The following is a 13,374-nucleotide window of genomic DNA, read 5'->3' on the forward strand; positions in this document are numbered from 1 at the left end:
GATAATAATTTTCTGTAAAAATAAAAAAGGTGTGAATTGACATTCACCCTTGTCTCAGGTTACTGGTATAACCCATCTAAGAAATGAAGCAAAACACACCCAATCGGGCGCATCTTACAGTCATATTTCTTTGGTTTTAATATTTCGAGTATTTGAGTTAGAAAATGACTGCTAAACACAATATGTTATTTTTTTACCTTTTGTTTTTTTTCTTATATTTTTTGTTTTTTATTATTCAGAAAATATAGCAACAATTGTATTTTGGTAGAATAATTTTTTACATTTGTTTGCGTTAATTACAAAAAAATACTAAATATGGCATCAATATCAGAAAAAGGACATGCAAAAAACATTGCAAACGCAAATCTTTTAAACACCCACATTACACAATTGGGAAATATATACAATCCCAGCAACCCAAAATTACTTTTATCCAATCTGCAAAGCATTTATACTAATGCTCGCACCCATCAGGAAGCAGTGAATGATAAGCTCGCTCCCTATTCTATTGCAGTAGGCAATCGGGAGATTCTTTTCAAGCCTCTTGGAAAAAAGGTTACAAAGCTTAGAAAAGTATACAAAGCGACTCAGGATGTTACTGAAACACAATTGGAAAATTTTATGACTATAGCCAGAAGATTAAAAGGAACTAAAAAAAATAATGAAACAGCTCCCAATCCTGAAGAAGGAGGAGAAAGCCAGACACCACATTCTACTTCACAGATGAGCTTTGATCAGCGTACCAATAATTACGGGCAGCTCATTGCATTATTAGAGAATACTCCCAACTATTCACCCAATGAAGCAGAATATCAAATTGCAAATTTATATGCAGAAAGAGAACAGATGTTACAGGCAACTCAATCCGTTGCTGATACATTCATACCGCTTAATAGCGCACGAAGTGTACGAAACGAAACCATGTATTTAGGCGAAGAAAATCTAGTGGATACTTTCAACAAAGCAAAAGATTATCTTTTCACCATTTTAGACAGCAACTCTGTACAATATAAAGCCATATCGAAAATACGATTCAAAAAAGCATAATTTTAAAAATAAGGTTCTGGCAAAATTGCCGGAACCTTATTTTTAAAATCAACAGTAGCAAAAATAGAATAGTCTCCTGCTAATCTTGAATAATCTTCCGCCGAAGTTGAATAGCCTTCCGCAAATCTTGAATAAACACCCGCTAAACTTGAATAACCTTCCGCCAATGTTGAATAGACACCCGCTAAACTTAAATAACCTTCCGCCAATGTTGAATAGACACCCGCTAAACTTGAATAACCTTCCGCCGAAGTTGAATAGACTATTGTCTAAGTAGAAAAGTAGAAAAGTAAAAACAAATAATCTCTAAAATAAAAATCCCGAAAACTTTTCGGGATTTTTACTTCTAAAGACTCAAATCTTTTTTTACTTGTTGGATTTTCGCTTCCAAATCCGGAAGTTTTTCTATAAAATCCTGTTGAGAACTGATACTATCTCTTACGGAAACGTAGAATTTAATTTTCGGCTCAGTTCCGGAAGGACGAACACAAACCTTAGTCCCGTCTTGAGTATAGAAAATCAAAACATTGGATTTTGGAATATCGTCCATTACTTTTTTCTCATTTTTTGAAACTACCAAACACGTCTGTTCTTTAAAATCCTTCACTTCTTCCACTGGAGAACCAGCAATTTCTTTTGGAGGATTAGTTCTGAAATCACTCATCATTTGGTTAATTTCTTCAGCTCCGCTTCTTCCTTTTCTTACCACATTTATTAAACCTTCATAATACATTCCGGTTTCTTTATAAATATCAATCAGATATTGATACATGGTTTTTCCGTTTGCTTTACACCAAGCTGCAATTTCACAAGCTATAAGAATAGAACCGCAAGAATCTTTATCACGAACAAAATCTCCCGTCATAAAACCAAAACTTTCTTCACCGCCGCAAATAAATTTTTCTTCACCTTCAAAATCACGGATCATTTTTCCGATCCATTTAAAACCTGTTAATCCTACTTTGCAGTCTACACCAAATTTTTCAGCAACATCAAAGAAAATATCAGAAGTTACAATTGTAGAACCAATGAATTCTTTTCCGGTAATTTTTCCCGCCTGCTTCCATTGATTCAAAATATAATAAGTAAGAATTGTATTGGTTTGGTTTCCATTCAGAAGCTGAATTTCTCCATCCAAATTTCTTACGGCAATTCCCAATCTGTCACCATCAGGATCAGTACCAATTACAATATCCGCATTGGTAATTCTGGCTAAATCTGTTGCCATTTCCAAAGCAGCAGGTTCTTCCGGATTCGGAGATTCTACGGTCGGGAAATTTCCACTTGGAATCATTTGTTCCGCCACCAAATCCAGTTTTGTGAACCCGGCTTTTTTCAGAGCTTTTGGGATTGTAGTATAGGTTGTACCATGAATAGAAGTGAAAACAATATTCAGATTATCTCTTCCTACATTCTGATATAGAGAATTTTCTATACAGGCATCAATATAAACATCATCTTGCGCTTCTCCGACCCACTCAATCAGATCATCATTTCCATTAAATTTAATATCTTCAAATTTTGTAGAATACACTTCTTTAATGATAGCTTCATCATGTGGTGGAACAATTTGCGCTCCATCATTCCAATATACTTTGTACCCGTTATATTCCGGTGGATTGTGCGAAGCTGTCAATACAATTCCAGCATTACATTTTTTGTCTCTTACTGTGAAAGAAAGTTCCGGAGTCGGTCGGTGCTCTTTGAATAACAAAACTTTAATTCCATTTGCTGTTAAAACATCGGCAACTATTTTCCCGAATTCTTTAGAATTGTTTCTTACATCATAAGCAATTGCCACTTTTATTTCTTCTCCGGAAAATTGCTGATGAAGATAATTTGCCAAACCTTGTGTTGCTTGTCCGAGTGTATATTTGTTGAGGCGGTTGGTTCCCACTCCCATTATTCCACGCATTCCACCTGTTCCGAATTCTAATTCTCTGTAAAAGGAATCTTCCAAATCGGGAGAATTGGAATCAATTAAAGTTTGAACCGTATTTCTGGTTTCTTCATCGAAAGTTTCTAAAAGCCAGAGCTTTGCTTTTTCTAATGTTGTCATATATTTTGGTTGTTTGTTGATAGTTGTTTGTTGATAGTTGTTTGTTGATGGATGTTGCGAAATTTCTAATAACTATTAACCATCAACTGACAACTAATTTATTCTAATTTTTTATTCTCCACTCTTGCTGTTTTATCTATTTTAAATGCCCGAATCGGATCATTGTAATATAAAAATTTAGCAGTGTTTCGGATATGGCCTTTCAAGGAATCTTTTACATTCACTTCTGCATAATTCCCGTTTTGGGAATCAATATTCAGATTATCAATATACCAATAGGGAGCAAGAATATTTGCCGTATCTTTTATTTTAATTTCAGCATTTTTCGTGAATCCTTTAAAATTCGCCAAACTCAAATCCTGCATTTCAACAGTAGTTTTTCTGGAATTCACTGCGCCAATAAATTTAGCATTATTTTTTAAATTCAGCTTGATATTATCTGCCCGAATTTCTCCCGAAACATTAAACTCCACAGAATCAGAAATAGAAATATCGGAAGGATTGTATTTTCCGTAAATGGTAATATTGTAAAAATCAACTCCTTTTGTTTCCCGTTTTTCGGAAATAGTTAAAATTTTATCTTTTACCTTTATTTTAAGATTGTCAAAAATATTGGGATACGTTTCCACTTCCACTCTGCTTTTCGGAGAATTTATCAGAAATACCCGGAATTTTCCATCAACAGAAATCCCGGTAAAATCCTCAACTTTTTCTTCTTTGAGTTCAATTTTTCCTTTCTGTGAGATTTTTCCGCATGAAATAAATATGAAAAATATAAAGAAATAAGAATAGATTAATTTCATTTTCTCATTTTGTTTTAAACAATTTTTTTAGATTCCTTCGGAATGACACGTATTGAGTTTAACCATTGATTTAATCAAACTATCAAATCACTTCATCAATATTATAATTCTTATGCTCTCTGTTGGTTCGGATTATCATTTCACCTAAAAATCCGGCTACAAAAAGTAAAGTTCCCAAAATCATCAATGTCAATGCGATAAAAAACCAAGGATTATTTACGATTAAATTTCCATACACTTTATAAACATATACATCAATCAATTTTGAAATTCCCAACCAAAGCGCAGAAAGAAAACCGAAAATAAACATCAATGTTCCCACTGCTCCAAAAAAATGCATTGGTCTTCCTCCAAACCTACTGATGAACCACAACGTAACCAAATCCAAAAATCCTCTTACAAATCTTTCCGTTCCGAATTTTGAACTTCCATAAGGTCTTGCCTGATGTTGCACCGGCTTTTCTGTAATTTTTCTAAAACCTGCATTGGCAGCCAAAACAGGAATGTAGCGATGCATATCTCCATAAACATCAATGGATTTTACCACTTGTTTTTTATAGGCTTTCAAACCACAATTGAAATCATGAAGCGAAACGCCCGAAACTTTTCTGGCCGCAGAATTAAAAAGTTTTGAAGGTATGTTTTTAGTCATCACATTATCAAAACGTTTCTTTTTCCATCCGGAAACAATATCGTAATTTTCGTTTTTTACCATATCATAAAGTTCCGGAATTTCTTCGGGAAAATCCTGTAAATCAGCATCCATCGTAATTACCACATCACCATTTGCTCTTTCAAAAGCGGCGTGCAAAGCCTGAGATTTTCCATAATTTCTGGAAAATCTAATTCCACGGATTTGCGGATGCTGAACTTTTAAATTTTCAATAATTGCCCAGGAAAGATCAGTACTTCCGTCATCTACAAACCACACTTCATAAGTATAGTTATTTTTTTTGCAGATTGCATCAATTCGGGAAAAAAGTTCTTCAAGGGATTCTTCTTCATTCAGAAGAGGTATGATGATGGAAAGATTCATTAATCAATTTCAAATTTTATAACACAAAGATAAACGGAATTATTCAAATTTTCATCTTGCTCTTTTGCTTCTGAAAAAGGCTCCGAAAAAAAGCGAAATCGCCACATAAAAAATCAGTATCGCTGCAAAATATCCCGCAAAATGGCTGAATGTAAGCATATCTTTATCCTTTACTTTTTCGGGAGCAAAGCTTTGCAATCTTTCCTTGTATTTTTTTTCGAGTTCATCAAGGTCTTCTTTATTTTTCAGAATGCTTTTGGCTTTGTTGTATTCGGTATTCAATTCCGATTTTTGCCTTTCAACATATTGATAATTCAATAGATCTTTTGCATCTCTGTCTACAAAATTCAGAAAGGCGAAAATGCTTGACATTGATAAAAATCCTCCTACAAACATCGGAACAAATGCTCTTCCAAACGCTTCTCTAAAATTGATAGAACCATTATTTTTCCAATAAGAATACACGGAATAAAAAGCAGTTCCGCAATATAAAACAGGAAGCAGAAAAGCATTAATTTTAATAGATGTATCAAAAAAATGGATTCCTGAGAAAAAATAATAGACAATAAAAAAAATTATCATCGTGATAATGAAGAGGATAACTCCAAGAGCTAAAGGATTTTTATTCATATATGAATTTTGATTTTCAAATTTTATAAAATTATGTATCTTTGCAGCGGCAAGTCCTAAACAACCAGCTCCTGAAAATCCTCCAGGGTGGGAACGCAGCAAAGGTAATCGGTTGTAGCGGTGTGATTTAGGTAGCTTGCCATTTTTTATTTAATTGAATAAAGAGATTAAGCTGATTTTTTGAAAGTTACTTAATCTCTTTGTTTTTAGTTTATATTTCAAATTCTTCTCCTAATTTTGGTAACGTAAAATCAATATTTCTCTCCTGAAATCTCGCTTTTGCTTCATCGTGATTAATCTTAATTGGTGGAAAAGTATCAAAATGACATCCGATTACTTTTTTTGTCTTTAAAAGTTCTGCTGCTGCAAAACTTGCTTTTCTTGCACACATGGTATAATGCGAACCTACCGGTAAAATAGCCAAATTAATTTCACCAAAAAGCTGATTGAAATATGCCATGTCTGCCATTACTCCGGTATCTCCTGCCAAATACACATTTTTTCCCTGAAATCTGAAAATATATCCGGAAGGTTCACCTCCATAACTTCCATCCGGAAATGAGCTGGTATGAGAAGCCGGAACCATAGAAATTTTCATATCATCAAATTTCGCAGAACCTCCGAAATTAATATCTATTGAATTGGAATGCGCGAAATATCCGCAGATTTCCGGCTGACCAATTACCGCTGCATCAGGATGTTTTTCCAGAACTTCTTTTACGTCTGCAATGTGATCTCCGTGTGCATGAGTAATCAATACATAATCTATTTTCTGAGCCTCAATTTCAAAACCTGATTGAGCTTTTTGATAATTATAAAACGGATCTGAAAGAATGTTTTTTCCGTTGTAGGTGAACAAAAAACAATTCTGTCCTAAAAATTTTATTTTCATATTTTTTACTTTTTTATAAATTTTATCATTACTGGAAGATGTCTTCCTTCAATTTTTGTAGGTTTCATTTCTACAGTTTCAAATCCAGATTTTTTGTAAAAGTTTTCGGCATTCGGATCAGCATCAAGAGTTACTTTCTCTATATCAAATTCCTTTATTCTTTCAAAAAAATCATTCATTAATAGAGTTCCAAATCCTTTTCCCATATATTCAGGAAGAATAAATAAATCTTCTAAATGCATATTTTTAGCTTCCAAAATAAAGGCATAAAAACCTATAATATCGTTTTCACCATTTTGTAAATGAAAAACTTGGTTTTTCGAAATAAACTTTGGTGTTATGGTTAAATCTTCATTCCACAGATTCATTAATTCTTCATAATATCCCCAAATTTTTTTTGATTTTTTGGCTATATCCGTAAGTATCAAATGGTGTTCTGGTAAAGATTTTACTATTTTCAAATTTACTTATTTATAATCAATTTCTAATTTTTCGCTCCAATTGAGATTTTCGGGCAAATTTTTATTGCTGAATTCAATATGAATTACTCTCCTTCTCTTTTCATTAATTGTTCTGTTAGAAGCATGAAAAGTTAAAGGACTCATGAGCATGATTCCTCCCGAATTTACATTACAAATAAATTGTTCTGCATAATCCAGATTGATTTCTTCTACTCTTTTTACTCCATTTTTATGGGATTTTGGAATTACTTTCAATGCTCCGTTTTCCAGAGTAGTATCATCTAAATGAATTCTTACAGTAAAATTATTCTCAAGGATTTCAACAGGTGGCTGTACTGCAAATTGCTGATTTTTAGTAGTCCAATTGATAAAATGCTCCGATTCGATTTTTTTATCTACGGAAATGGTAAGATCCTGATGAAAGGAAACAAACCAGTTAGAATCTTTAGGTTTATCAAAATAGATGGATTTGGTGATAAAGTAATCTTCACCAAACATTTTAATAATCAATTCTTTGAGATTATCATTGAAGATGTGAGGAATAATTTCCGGTAATTCTTTATGAAACTGACGAATTGCAAATAAATCCTTTGTTATCCTGAAACTTTTGCCTTCCTTATTTTTACGGTCTATAACCTTGATAATTTCGTGAATTTCTTCCTTAGAATAAATATCATTAATAACAGCATAACCGTTATCAGCAAAGAATTTTTTTTCTGTAATAAAATCTGTCTGCATTTATTTAAAAAAATTCAATCCGAAAGCCAGCAAAACAGCCATTATTAAAGTCATAATTCCGACCTGCTTTAAAAATGGGTCTAATTCTTTCGGTTCTTTTACAGATAATATTTTCCGGCGAAGCCTTGTCATCGGGAAAAGCAAAACCATTACGATAAATGCATAATATTTTCCATTCTGAAAAAACTGGTTGATCCCTAAAAATATCAGAATTAAAATCAAAGGCAATTGCAGAAGAAACATTTCGTACAACATCGCATTTCTAAATCCTAAACGTAAAGCCAACGTTTTCTTTCCAGATAATCTGTCGCTTTCAATATCACGCATGTTGTTTAAATTCAGAACAGCGGCACTCATCATTCCGACAGCAGCAGCAGGAAGAAGAATATCCCAATCAAAACTTTTTGTAAATAAAAAATAGCTACCTCCCACAGAAACCAATCCGAAAAAAATAAAAACCATAATATCTCCCAAACCAAGATAGCCATACGGTTTTTTACCGACTGTATAACCAATTGCAGCCAAAATACATGCAATTCCCAATCCTATGAAGATCCAAAATTCTTTGGTATAATTTGGGAAAAAGGCCTTATACAAAAGAACAACAGTAGCAACCAACGAAAGAATGGAAAATAAGATAACCGCATTTCTCATTTGTTTTGCACTGATTTTTCCGGAAGCAACGGCTCTTGCTTCTGCTTCATTGCTTCTCAAAGCATCCGTTCCTTTTACACCATCTCCGTAATCATTCGCAAAATTGGAAAGAATCTGATAAAGAAGAGTCACCAATAATGCTAATGCAAAAATTTTCCAATCCCAAAATCCGTCTTCGGAATCGAGTCTCCATTTGGCAATGAAAGAACCCATAATAATTCCACTGATGGAAAGCGGAAGTGTGCGCAAACGTGCAGCTTGTATCCAATCAATCATTTTTCTGTTTTTTTAGTTTTAGTAGATAGATTCTCCATTTAAATTGGTGGTAAGTAATTCGCTCATATAATCGAAAAAAGGACGCATTGCCAAAAATGTAGCCATCACTTCTTTCTGAAAATCAGGAGAAAAAACCTCTTTATCCGAAAAATTTCTCATTACTACATATTGCTTTTTCCTAATCAAATCAATGGCAGGATGATTTTTGTCAAAACCTTTTGGAGCTGTTTTTACACCGTCTCCTTTAAGTTCTCCAAAATATTTTATGAAAGTTTTGTCTGATGTAATTTTTCTGATTTCGGTGGCATCTATTTCAAATTCCTTGCGAATGCGAAGCAAATCTTCATTATTTGGCCCCCAAAAACCACCCCCTACAAAACTTTTATCAGGTTCTAAATGAATATAATAACCGCCTCGCAATAATGGTTTTGTTCTGGAAAATCCTGCTCCGAAATTAGTTTTATACGGTGTTTTATCTTTTGAAAAACGAACATCATTATAAATTCTGAAAACATGAATTCTTCCTAAACTATCATGGTTTTGAAGTTCAGAATAAATCTGATCAAAAAAAATTTTGTTTTCTTTTACAATTGAATCGTATTCCGATTTATGTTCCGAAAACCAAATACGGTTGTTGTTATTTTTTATTTGTTTCAGAAATTCAAATTTTCTTTTCATTATAATGTCGATTTTTGACATAATCAGTGGCTTTCAGTTTGCAAAAAAATGCCAACTAAAAACCGATAACTCACAACTATTTTTATGAAATCCACTGATTTTCTCCAAAGTCCGGCTTTCTTTTTTCCAAAAATGCATTTCTGCCTTCTTTAGCTTCATCCGTCATGTATGCAAGACGTGTTGCTTCTCCTGCAAAAACTTGTTGCCCAACCATTCCGTCGTCTGTAAGATTCATGGCAAATTTCAGCATTCTGATAGAAGTCGGAGATTTTGCCAAAATTTCCTGAGCCCATTCATAAGCTGTGTCTTCCAATTCTTCATGAGGAATTACTGCATTTACCATTCCCATATCCGCAGCTTCTTGCGCAGAATAATTTCTTCCCAAAAAGAAAATTTCACGGGCTTTTTTCTGTCCCACCATTTTTGCTAAATATGCAGAACCATAACCTCCATCAAAACTGGTAACATCGGCATCTGTTTGCTTAAAAATAGCGTGTTCTTTACTTGCCAAAGTAAGATCACAAACTACATGCAAAGAATGTCCGCCTCCAACTGCCCATCCGTTTACAACAGCGATTACAGCTTTCGGCATGAAACGAATCAATCGCTGAACTTCCAAAATATTTAAACGATGTCTTCCATCGTCTCCCACATAACCTTGATGTCCACGAGCTTTCTGATCTCCACCACTGCAAAATGCGTGACCACCATCTTTCGGACTTGGACCTTCTCCTGTCAATAAAACAACTCCAATACTGGAATCTTCATAAGCATCATAAAAAGCATCGTACAATTCAGAAGTGGTCTTCGGGCGGAAAGCATTTCGCACTTCCGGTCTGTTAAAGGCAATTCTTGCCACTCCGTTACATTTTTTATAGGTAATATCTTCGTATTCTTTTACTGTTTTCCAGTCTGCCATTTTTTAGAATTTTTGGTGCGTAAAGATAGGGAAATTTTGTCTGAAAACCGAAGCAGAGAAGACTGTAAAAGTATTCAATCTTTCTTTGTAGAAAATATTTTTAAAAGAATAAATATCAATAAAAATATTGGTACAATCGGAAGTAACAGATAAAACAATAGATTTTCTTTTGCAAAACCTTTTAGAACTCCAAAAAAATCTTTTAGAATTGTTTTAGGATCGTTTAAAAAGATATATAAAATCCATATAATTCCGCAAATGAAAATTAACGGAACTAAAATCTGTACTATTTTTTCCTCCATTAAAAAAACTATTCGGTTTTCTTATTAATCAACAAATAAACAGGAAGTCCCAATAAAACCAGAATAAGTCCCGGCCAAGTGTATTGAGGTTTGTAAATAATCAGTAAAGTGCAAAACGCAGCTCCTATTAATAAATACAAAATCGGCGTAATAGGATATAGCCATGTTTTATAAGGTCTCTCAATTTCAGGTTTTTTAAATCTTAAATAAATAACTCCGAAAACGGTAATCATGTAAAAAAGTACAATCACAAAAGAAATCATATCCAAAAGATTTCCGTATTGTCCGCTCAAGCAAAGTACAGAAGCCCAAATTCCCTGCATCCAAAGAGATTTTTCAGGAACTCCGTTTTTGTTGTTTTCAATAGCTGCTTTGAAAAACATTCCATCTTTTGCCATCGTTTGGAAAACTCTTGCACCTGCCAAAATAAGTCCGTTATTACAACCAAAAGTCGAAACCATCACTAAAATTGCAATAATGGTAGTTCCGAAACTTCCGAAAATATTTTGCGAAGCAGCAACCGCTACTCTATCGTTTTCAGCAAAGGCAATCGCATTTCGATCTAATGCATTGAGGTATACGAAATTGACCAAAAGATAAAGAACCATCACCAACGAAGTCCCTATAATCATGGAACGAACGACATTTTTCTTAGGATTTTCGATTTCTCCGGAAACGAATGTCACATTTTCCCAAGCTACACTGGAAAATACCGAACCTACCATTGCTGCTGCAATTCCGCCAAGCAAAGTCATTCCGCTAATAGATTTCCAACCTCTTTTAAGAAAATTTCCACTATCATCTTTTTCTAAATTATTAAAGGAATCATATCCAAAGCTGAAATTCTGATCCCAAAAAGAATTTTTAACTAATATAAATCCCAGAATAATAATTCCCAAAATTGCTGCTACTTTGGAAACCGTAAAAACATCCTGAACAATTTTTCCACTCTGGATTCCTTTAGTATTGATATATGTAAGAACCAAAATAATAACTATGGAAAGAATCTGAATCCATGTAATTTTAAATTCTCCACTTTGGAAAATCGGTGCTGCATCATTGAGAGCCGGAACAAGATACGCCGTAAATTTTCCGAAAGCCATTGCTACTGCTGCAATTGTTCCGGTTTGAATTACGGTAAACAAACCCCATCCGTAAAGAAAACCCGTCATTTTTCCAAAAATTTCCTTCATATAGGTATATTGTCCTCCTGCTTTGGGAAACATGGCGGAAAGTTCACCATACGAAATTGCAGCCGCAACCGTCATAATTCCTGTAATAATCCATACTACAACCAGCCAAAATCCTGAACCGAGATTCCGCATCATATCGGAGCTTACAATAAAAATTCCGCTTCCGATCATAGAACCCATCACCAACATGATTGCATCCCAAAGTTTAAGTTTTTTCTCCATAGTTTACATCGTTTATCCTAAAAATCAAATATAAAAATTTTTGTTTCACGAACTGGTTTTATTTTTCAAAATGCTTCGATAAACTAAACATATTAAATTGATTTGAAATCGGCAGAAAATAGCCAATATTATTTAACGCAAAGTATTACTTTTCAAACCGTTATATTGTAAGGCGCTTTGCTTAGCGAAGTTCGCAAGGCAAAAATCAAAGATTTTTATTTCAAAACTAACTCTTTATTTATTTTTTCAAAAAAAAATATTCAAACAGCTCATTTTCAATAAAATAATATCCATTTTACGTTAAACAGAAACAAAAGAAATATTAAAAACGGAAGAATTTCAAAAGGATAAAAAAGATAGGAAACATTTTAAATTTTTATCTGCTATTTTTTTGAAGAACTTAAAAAATCATAAATCTTTTGCATCTTTTGTGGTTAATAAAATTTACTTATTTTTGAGGAAAATATTGAAAATGAAAAAATTTCTTTTTGCTTTAGCTATTGGTACATCGACTATTCTTTTTGCACAGGAAGGTGAAAAATCAACCGTTTCTCCACCTTCAGGAAATGCAGCAATTGGCGAAATTTATGGAGCAGGCGTTTCGGCTTCTTCTGAGAAAAAGGCTATTTCTCCTGAAGAACTGGAAAAAAAGCTGAAAAAATCTAAAAAATTGAAAAATGTTGCAGTAAAGGGAAAAGTGACCGATGTTTGCGAAAAAAAAGGATGTTGGCTGACTGTACAAACAGAGGATAATGATACATTTTTTGTAAAAATGAAAGATTATGCCTTCTTTGTTCCTACTGCTTTGAAAGGAAAAAATGTAGTTTTACAAGGCAATGCAGAATTTAAAACCACTTCCGTAGACGAACAAAAACATTACGCTGAAGATGCAAAAAAATCTGCCGAAGAAATTGCTGCCATCACAAAACCTGCGGAAGAAATTAGGTTTATGGCTTCCGGAATAAAAGTGGTGAATTAGAAGATTTTTTATAAAAATATTAAGCGGAACTGAGGTTTCGCTTTTTTAGTTTTATATTTTTGTATTTAAGATTATTAACAGTATCATTTATAGAATATAAGTATTATTATTAATACGTTTTTAATAAAGAGGAAAGCTGAAGATTGTTAAAAAATAGCATTATAAAAATTAAATGAGTATTATAATTTTATTAGTTATTGCTGTAGCTCTATTTTTATTTAGAAAAATAAGTTTTGAAATAAAGCGCAAAAAACGCCGCAACTATTATCGAAATGTTTATCTTAAATCGGAAGCATGGCAACGTAAACGTTATGTTGTTTTAAGGAGAGATAACTGGCTTTGCGTTTATTGTGGAGCAAAAGCTACGCAAGTTCATCATAAAAGATATGCTAAATATAATATTGGAAAAGAGCCAATAGAATGGTTGGTTTCAGTTTGTCGTTCTTGTCACGAAAAGCAACATAGATAAAACTTTTGATTAAAAC

General features: G+C 33.3%; 15 protein-coding genes and 1 other RNA gene. 4 read left to right on the top strand and 12 right to left on the bottom strand.

What is annotated here, in order from left to right; all coding sequences use genetic code 11:
• Positions 1 to 315: 315 nt before the first annotated feature.
• On the top strand, positions 316 to 1,047 hold the full coding sequence (locus AC2A1C_RS10020; RefSeq protein WP_484025574.1) for a hypothetical protein: 732 nt from the start codon (positions 316 to 318) through the stop codon (positions 1,045 to 1,047).
• 2 nt (positions 1,048 to 1,049) lie between these two features.
• Here AC2A1C_RS10020 and AC2A1C_RS10025 read toward each other — a convergent pair whose 3' ends face one another.
• The 5 genes from AC2A1C_RS10025 to AC2A1C_RS10045 form a co-directional block, all read right to left on the bottom strand.
• Entirely contained in the window at positions 1,050 to 1,256 is a 207-nt protein-coding gene (locus AC2A1C_RS10025; RefSeq protein ID WP_484025575.1) for a hypothetical protein, read from the bottom strand.
• 137 nt (positions 1,257 to 1,393) lie between these two features.
• On the bottom strand, positions 1,394 to 3,106 hold the full coding sequence (locus AC2A1C_RS10030; RefSeq protein WP_484025576.1) for a phospho-sugar mutase: 1,713 nt from the start codon (positions 3,104 to 3,106) through the stop codon (positions 1,394 to 1,396).
• Positions 3,107 to 3,204: 98 nt separating this feature from the next.
• Positions 3,205 to 3,909, bottom strand: a complete 705-nt coding sequence (locus AC2A1C_RS10035; RefSeq protein ID WP_484025577.1) for a GIN domain-containing protein — start codon at positions 3,907 to 3,909, stop codon at positions 3,205 to 3,207.
• An 82-nt stretch (positions 3,910 to 3,991) separates the two neighbouring features.
• Positions 3,992 to 4,945, bottom strand: a complete 954-nt coding sequence (locus tag AC2A1C_RS10040) for a glycosyltransferase family 2 protein (RefSeq protein WP_484025578.1) — start codon at positions 4,943 to 4,945, stop codon at positions 3,992 to 3,994.
• 51 nt (positions 4,946 to 4,996) lie between these two features.
• Complete coding sequence (locus AC2A1C_RS10045) at positions 4,997 to 5,575, bottom strand: DUF4199 domain-containing protein (protein ID WP_484025579.1); 579 nt, start codon at positions 5,573 to 5,575, stop codon at positions 4,997 to 4,999.
• 47 nt (positions 5,576 to 5,622) lie between these two features.
• Here AC2A1C_RS10045 and ffs point away from each other — a divergent pair.
• Positions 5,623 to 5,720: signal recognition particle sRNA small type (gene ffs / locus AC2A1C_RS10050), an RNA gene on the top strand.
• A 66-nt stretch (positions 5,721 to 5,786) separates the two neighbouring features.
• On the opposite strand, the gene AC2A1C_RS10055 is transcribed toward ffs, so the two are convergent.
• The 7 genes from AC2A1C_RS10055 to AC2A1C_RS10085 form a co-directional block, all read right to left on the bottom strand.
• Positions 5,787 to 6,467, bottom strand: coding sequence for a metal-dependent hydrolase (locus AC2A1C_RS10055; protein WP_484025580.1), 681 nt, complete (start codon positions 6,465 to 6,467; stop codon positions 5,787 to 5,789).
• Between the two features lie 5 nt (positions 6,468 to 6,472).
• Positions 6,473 to 6,928 carry a GNAT family N-acetyltransferase gene (locus AC2A1C_RS10060; protein ID WP_484025581.1) on the bottom strand — a complete coding sequence of 152 codons (456 nt, stop codon included), beginning with the start codon at positions 6,926 to 6,928 and terminating at the stop codon, positions 6,473 to 6,475.
• 6 nt (positions 6,929 to 6,934) lie between these two features.
• Entirely contained in the window at positions 6,935 to 7,666 is a 732-nt protein-coding gene (locus AC2A1C_RS10065) for a phytanoyl-CoA dioxygenase family protein (protein WP_484025582.1), read from the bottom strand.
• Complete coding sequence (gene menA, locus AC2A1C_RS10070; protein ID WP_484025583.1) at positions 7,667 to 8,596, bottom strand: 1,4-dihydroxy-2-naphthoate octaprenyltransferase; 930 nt, start codon at positions 8,594 to 8,596, stop codon at positions 7,667 to 7,669.
• Between the two features lie 18 nt (positions 8,597 to 8,614).
• Positions 8,615 to 9,274, bottom strand: a complete 660-nt coding sequence (locus AC2A1C_RS10075; protein WP_484025584.1) for a DUF2461 domain-containing protein — start codon at positions 9,272 to 9,274, stop codon at positions 8,615 to 8,617.
• Between the two features lie 82 nt (positions 9,275 to 9,356).
• Positions 9,357 to 10,193 (bottom strand): 1,4-dihydroxy-2-naphthoyl-CoA synthase, encoded by an 837-nt coding sequence (locus AC2A1C_RS10080; RefSeq protein ID WP_484025585.1) that lies wholly within the window; start codon positions 10,191 to 10,193, stop codon positions 9,357 to 9,359.
• Between the two features lie 310 nt (positions 10,194 to 10,503).
• Positions 10,504 to 11,910, bottom strand: a complete 1,407-nt coding sequence (locus AC2A1C_RS10085) for an APC family permease (RefSeq protein WP_484025586.1) — start codon at positions 11,908 to 11,910, stop codon at positions 10,504 to 10,506.
• A gap of 472 nt (positions 11,911 to 12,382) precedes the next feature.
• Between AC2A1C_RS10085 and AC2A1C_RS10090 the strand changes: the two genes are divergently transcribed.
• Both AC2A1C_RS10090 and AC2A1C_RS10095 read left to right on the top strand, forming a co-directional pair.
• Entirely contained in the window at positions 12,383 to 12,889 is a 507-nt protein-coding gene (locus AC2A1C_RS10090) for a DUF4920 domain-containing protein (RefSeq protein ID WP_484025587.1), read from the top strand.
• Between the two features lie 172 nt (positions 12,890 to 13,061).
• On the top strand, positions 13,062 to 13,358 hold the full coding sequence (locus AC2A1C_RS10095) for an HNH endonuclease (RefSeq protein ID WP_484025588.1): 297 nt from the start codon (positions 13,062 to 13,064) through the stop codon (positions 13,356 to 13,358).
• The last annotated feature ends 16 nt before the right edge of the window (positions 13,359 to 13,374 follow it).

Source organism: Chryseobacterium sp. HNCC26DJ241 (genome assembly GCF_057180505.1).

Excerpts from the sequence above, each read along its gene's own strand:
- AC2A1C_RS10085 (WP_484025586.1), bottom strand. The coding sequence starts at position 11,910 with ATGGAGAAAAAACTTAAACTTTGGGATGCAATCATGTTGGTGATGGGT.
- AC2A1C_RS10040 (WP_484025578.1), bottom strand. The coding sequence starts at position 4,945 with ATGAATCTTTCCATCATCATACCTCTTCTGAATGAAGAAGAATCCCTT.
- AC2A1C_RS10075 (WP_484025584.1), bottom strand. The coding sequence starts at position 9,274 with ATGAAAAGAAAATTTGAATTTCTGAAACAAATAAAAAATAACAACAAC.
- AC2A1C_RS10045 (WP_484025579.1), bottom strand. The coding sequence starts at position 5,575 with ATGAATAAAAATCCTTTAGCTCTTGGAGTTATCCTCTTCATTATCACG.
- menA (WP_484025583.1), bottom strand. The coding sequence starts at position 8,596 with ATGATTGATTGGATACAAGCTGCACGTTTGCGCACACTTCCGCTTTCC.
- AC2A1C_RS10095 (WP_484025588.1), top strand. The coding sequence starts at position 13,062 with ATGAGTATTATAATTTTATTAGTTATTGCTGTAGCTCTATTTTTATTT.
- AC2A1C_RS10090 (WP_484025587.1), top strand. The coding sequence starts at position 12,383 with ATGAAAAAATTTCTTTTTGCTTTAGCTATTGGTACATCGACTATTCTT.
- AC2A1C_RS10030 (WP_484025576.1), bottom strand. The coding sequence starts at position 3,106 with ATGACAACATTAGAAAAAGCAAAGCTCTGGCTTTTAGAAACTTTCGAT.
- AC2A1C_RS10055 (WP_484025580.1), bottom strand. The coding sequence starts at position 6,467 with ATGAAAATAAAATTTTTAGGACAGAATTGTTTTTTGTTCACCTACAAC.
- AC2A1C_RS10065 (WP_484025582.1), bottom strand. The coding sequence starts at position 7,666 with ATGCAGACAGATTTTATTACAGAAAAAAAATTCTTTGCTGATAACGGT.
- AC2A1C_RS10080 (WP_484025585.1), bottom strand. The coding sequence starts at position 10,193 with ATGGCAGACTGGAAAACAGTAAAAGAATACGAAGATATTACCTATAAA.
- AC2A1C_RS10035 (WP_484025577.1), bottom strand. The coding sequence starts at position 3,909 with ATGAAATTAATCTATTCTTATTTCTTTATATTTTTCATATTTATTTCA.
- AC2A1C_RS10020 (WP_484025574.1), top strand. The coding sequence starts at position 316 with ATGGCATCAATATCAGAAAAAGGACATGCAAAAAACATTGCAAACGCA.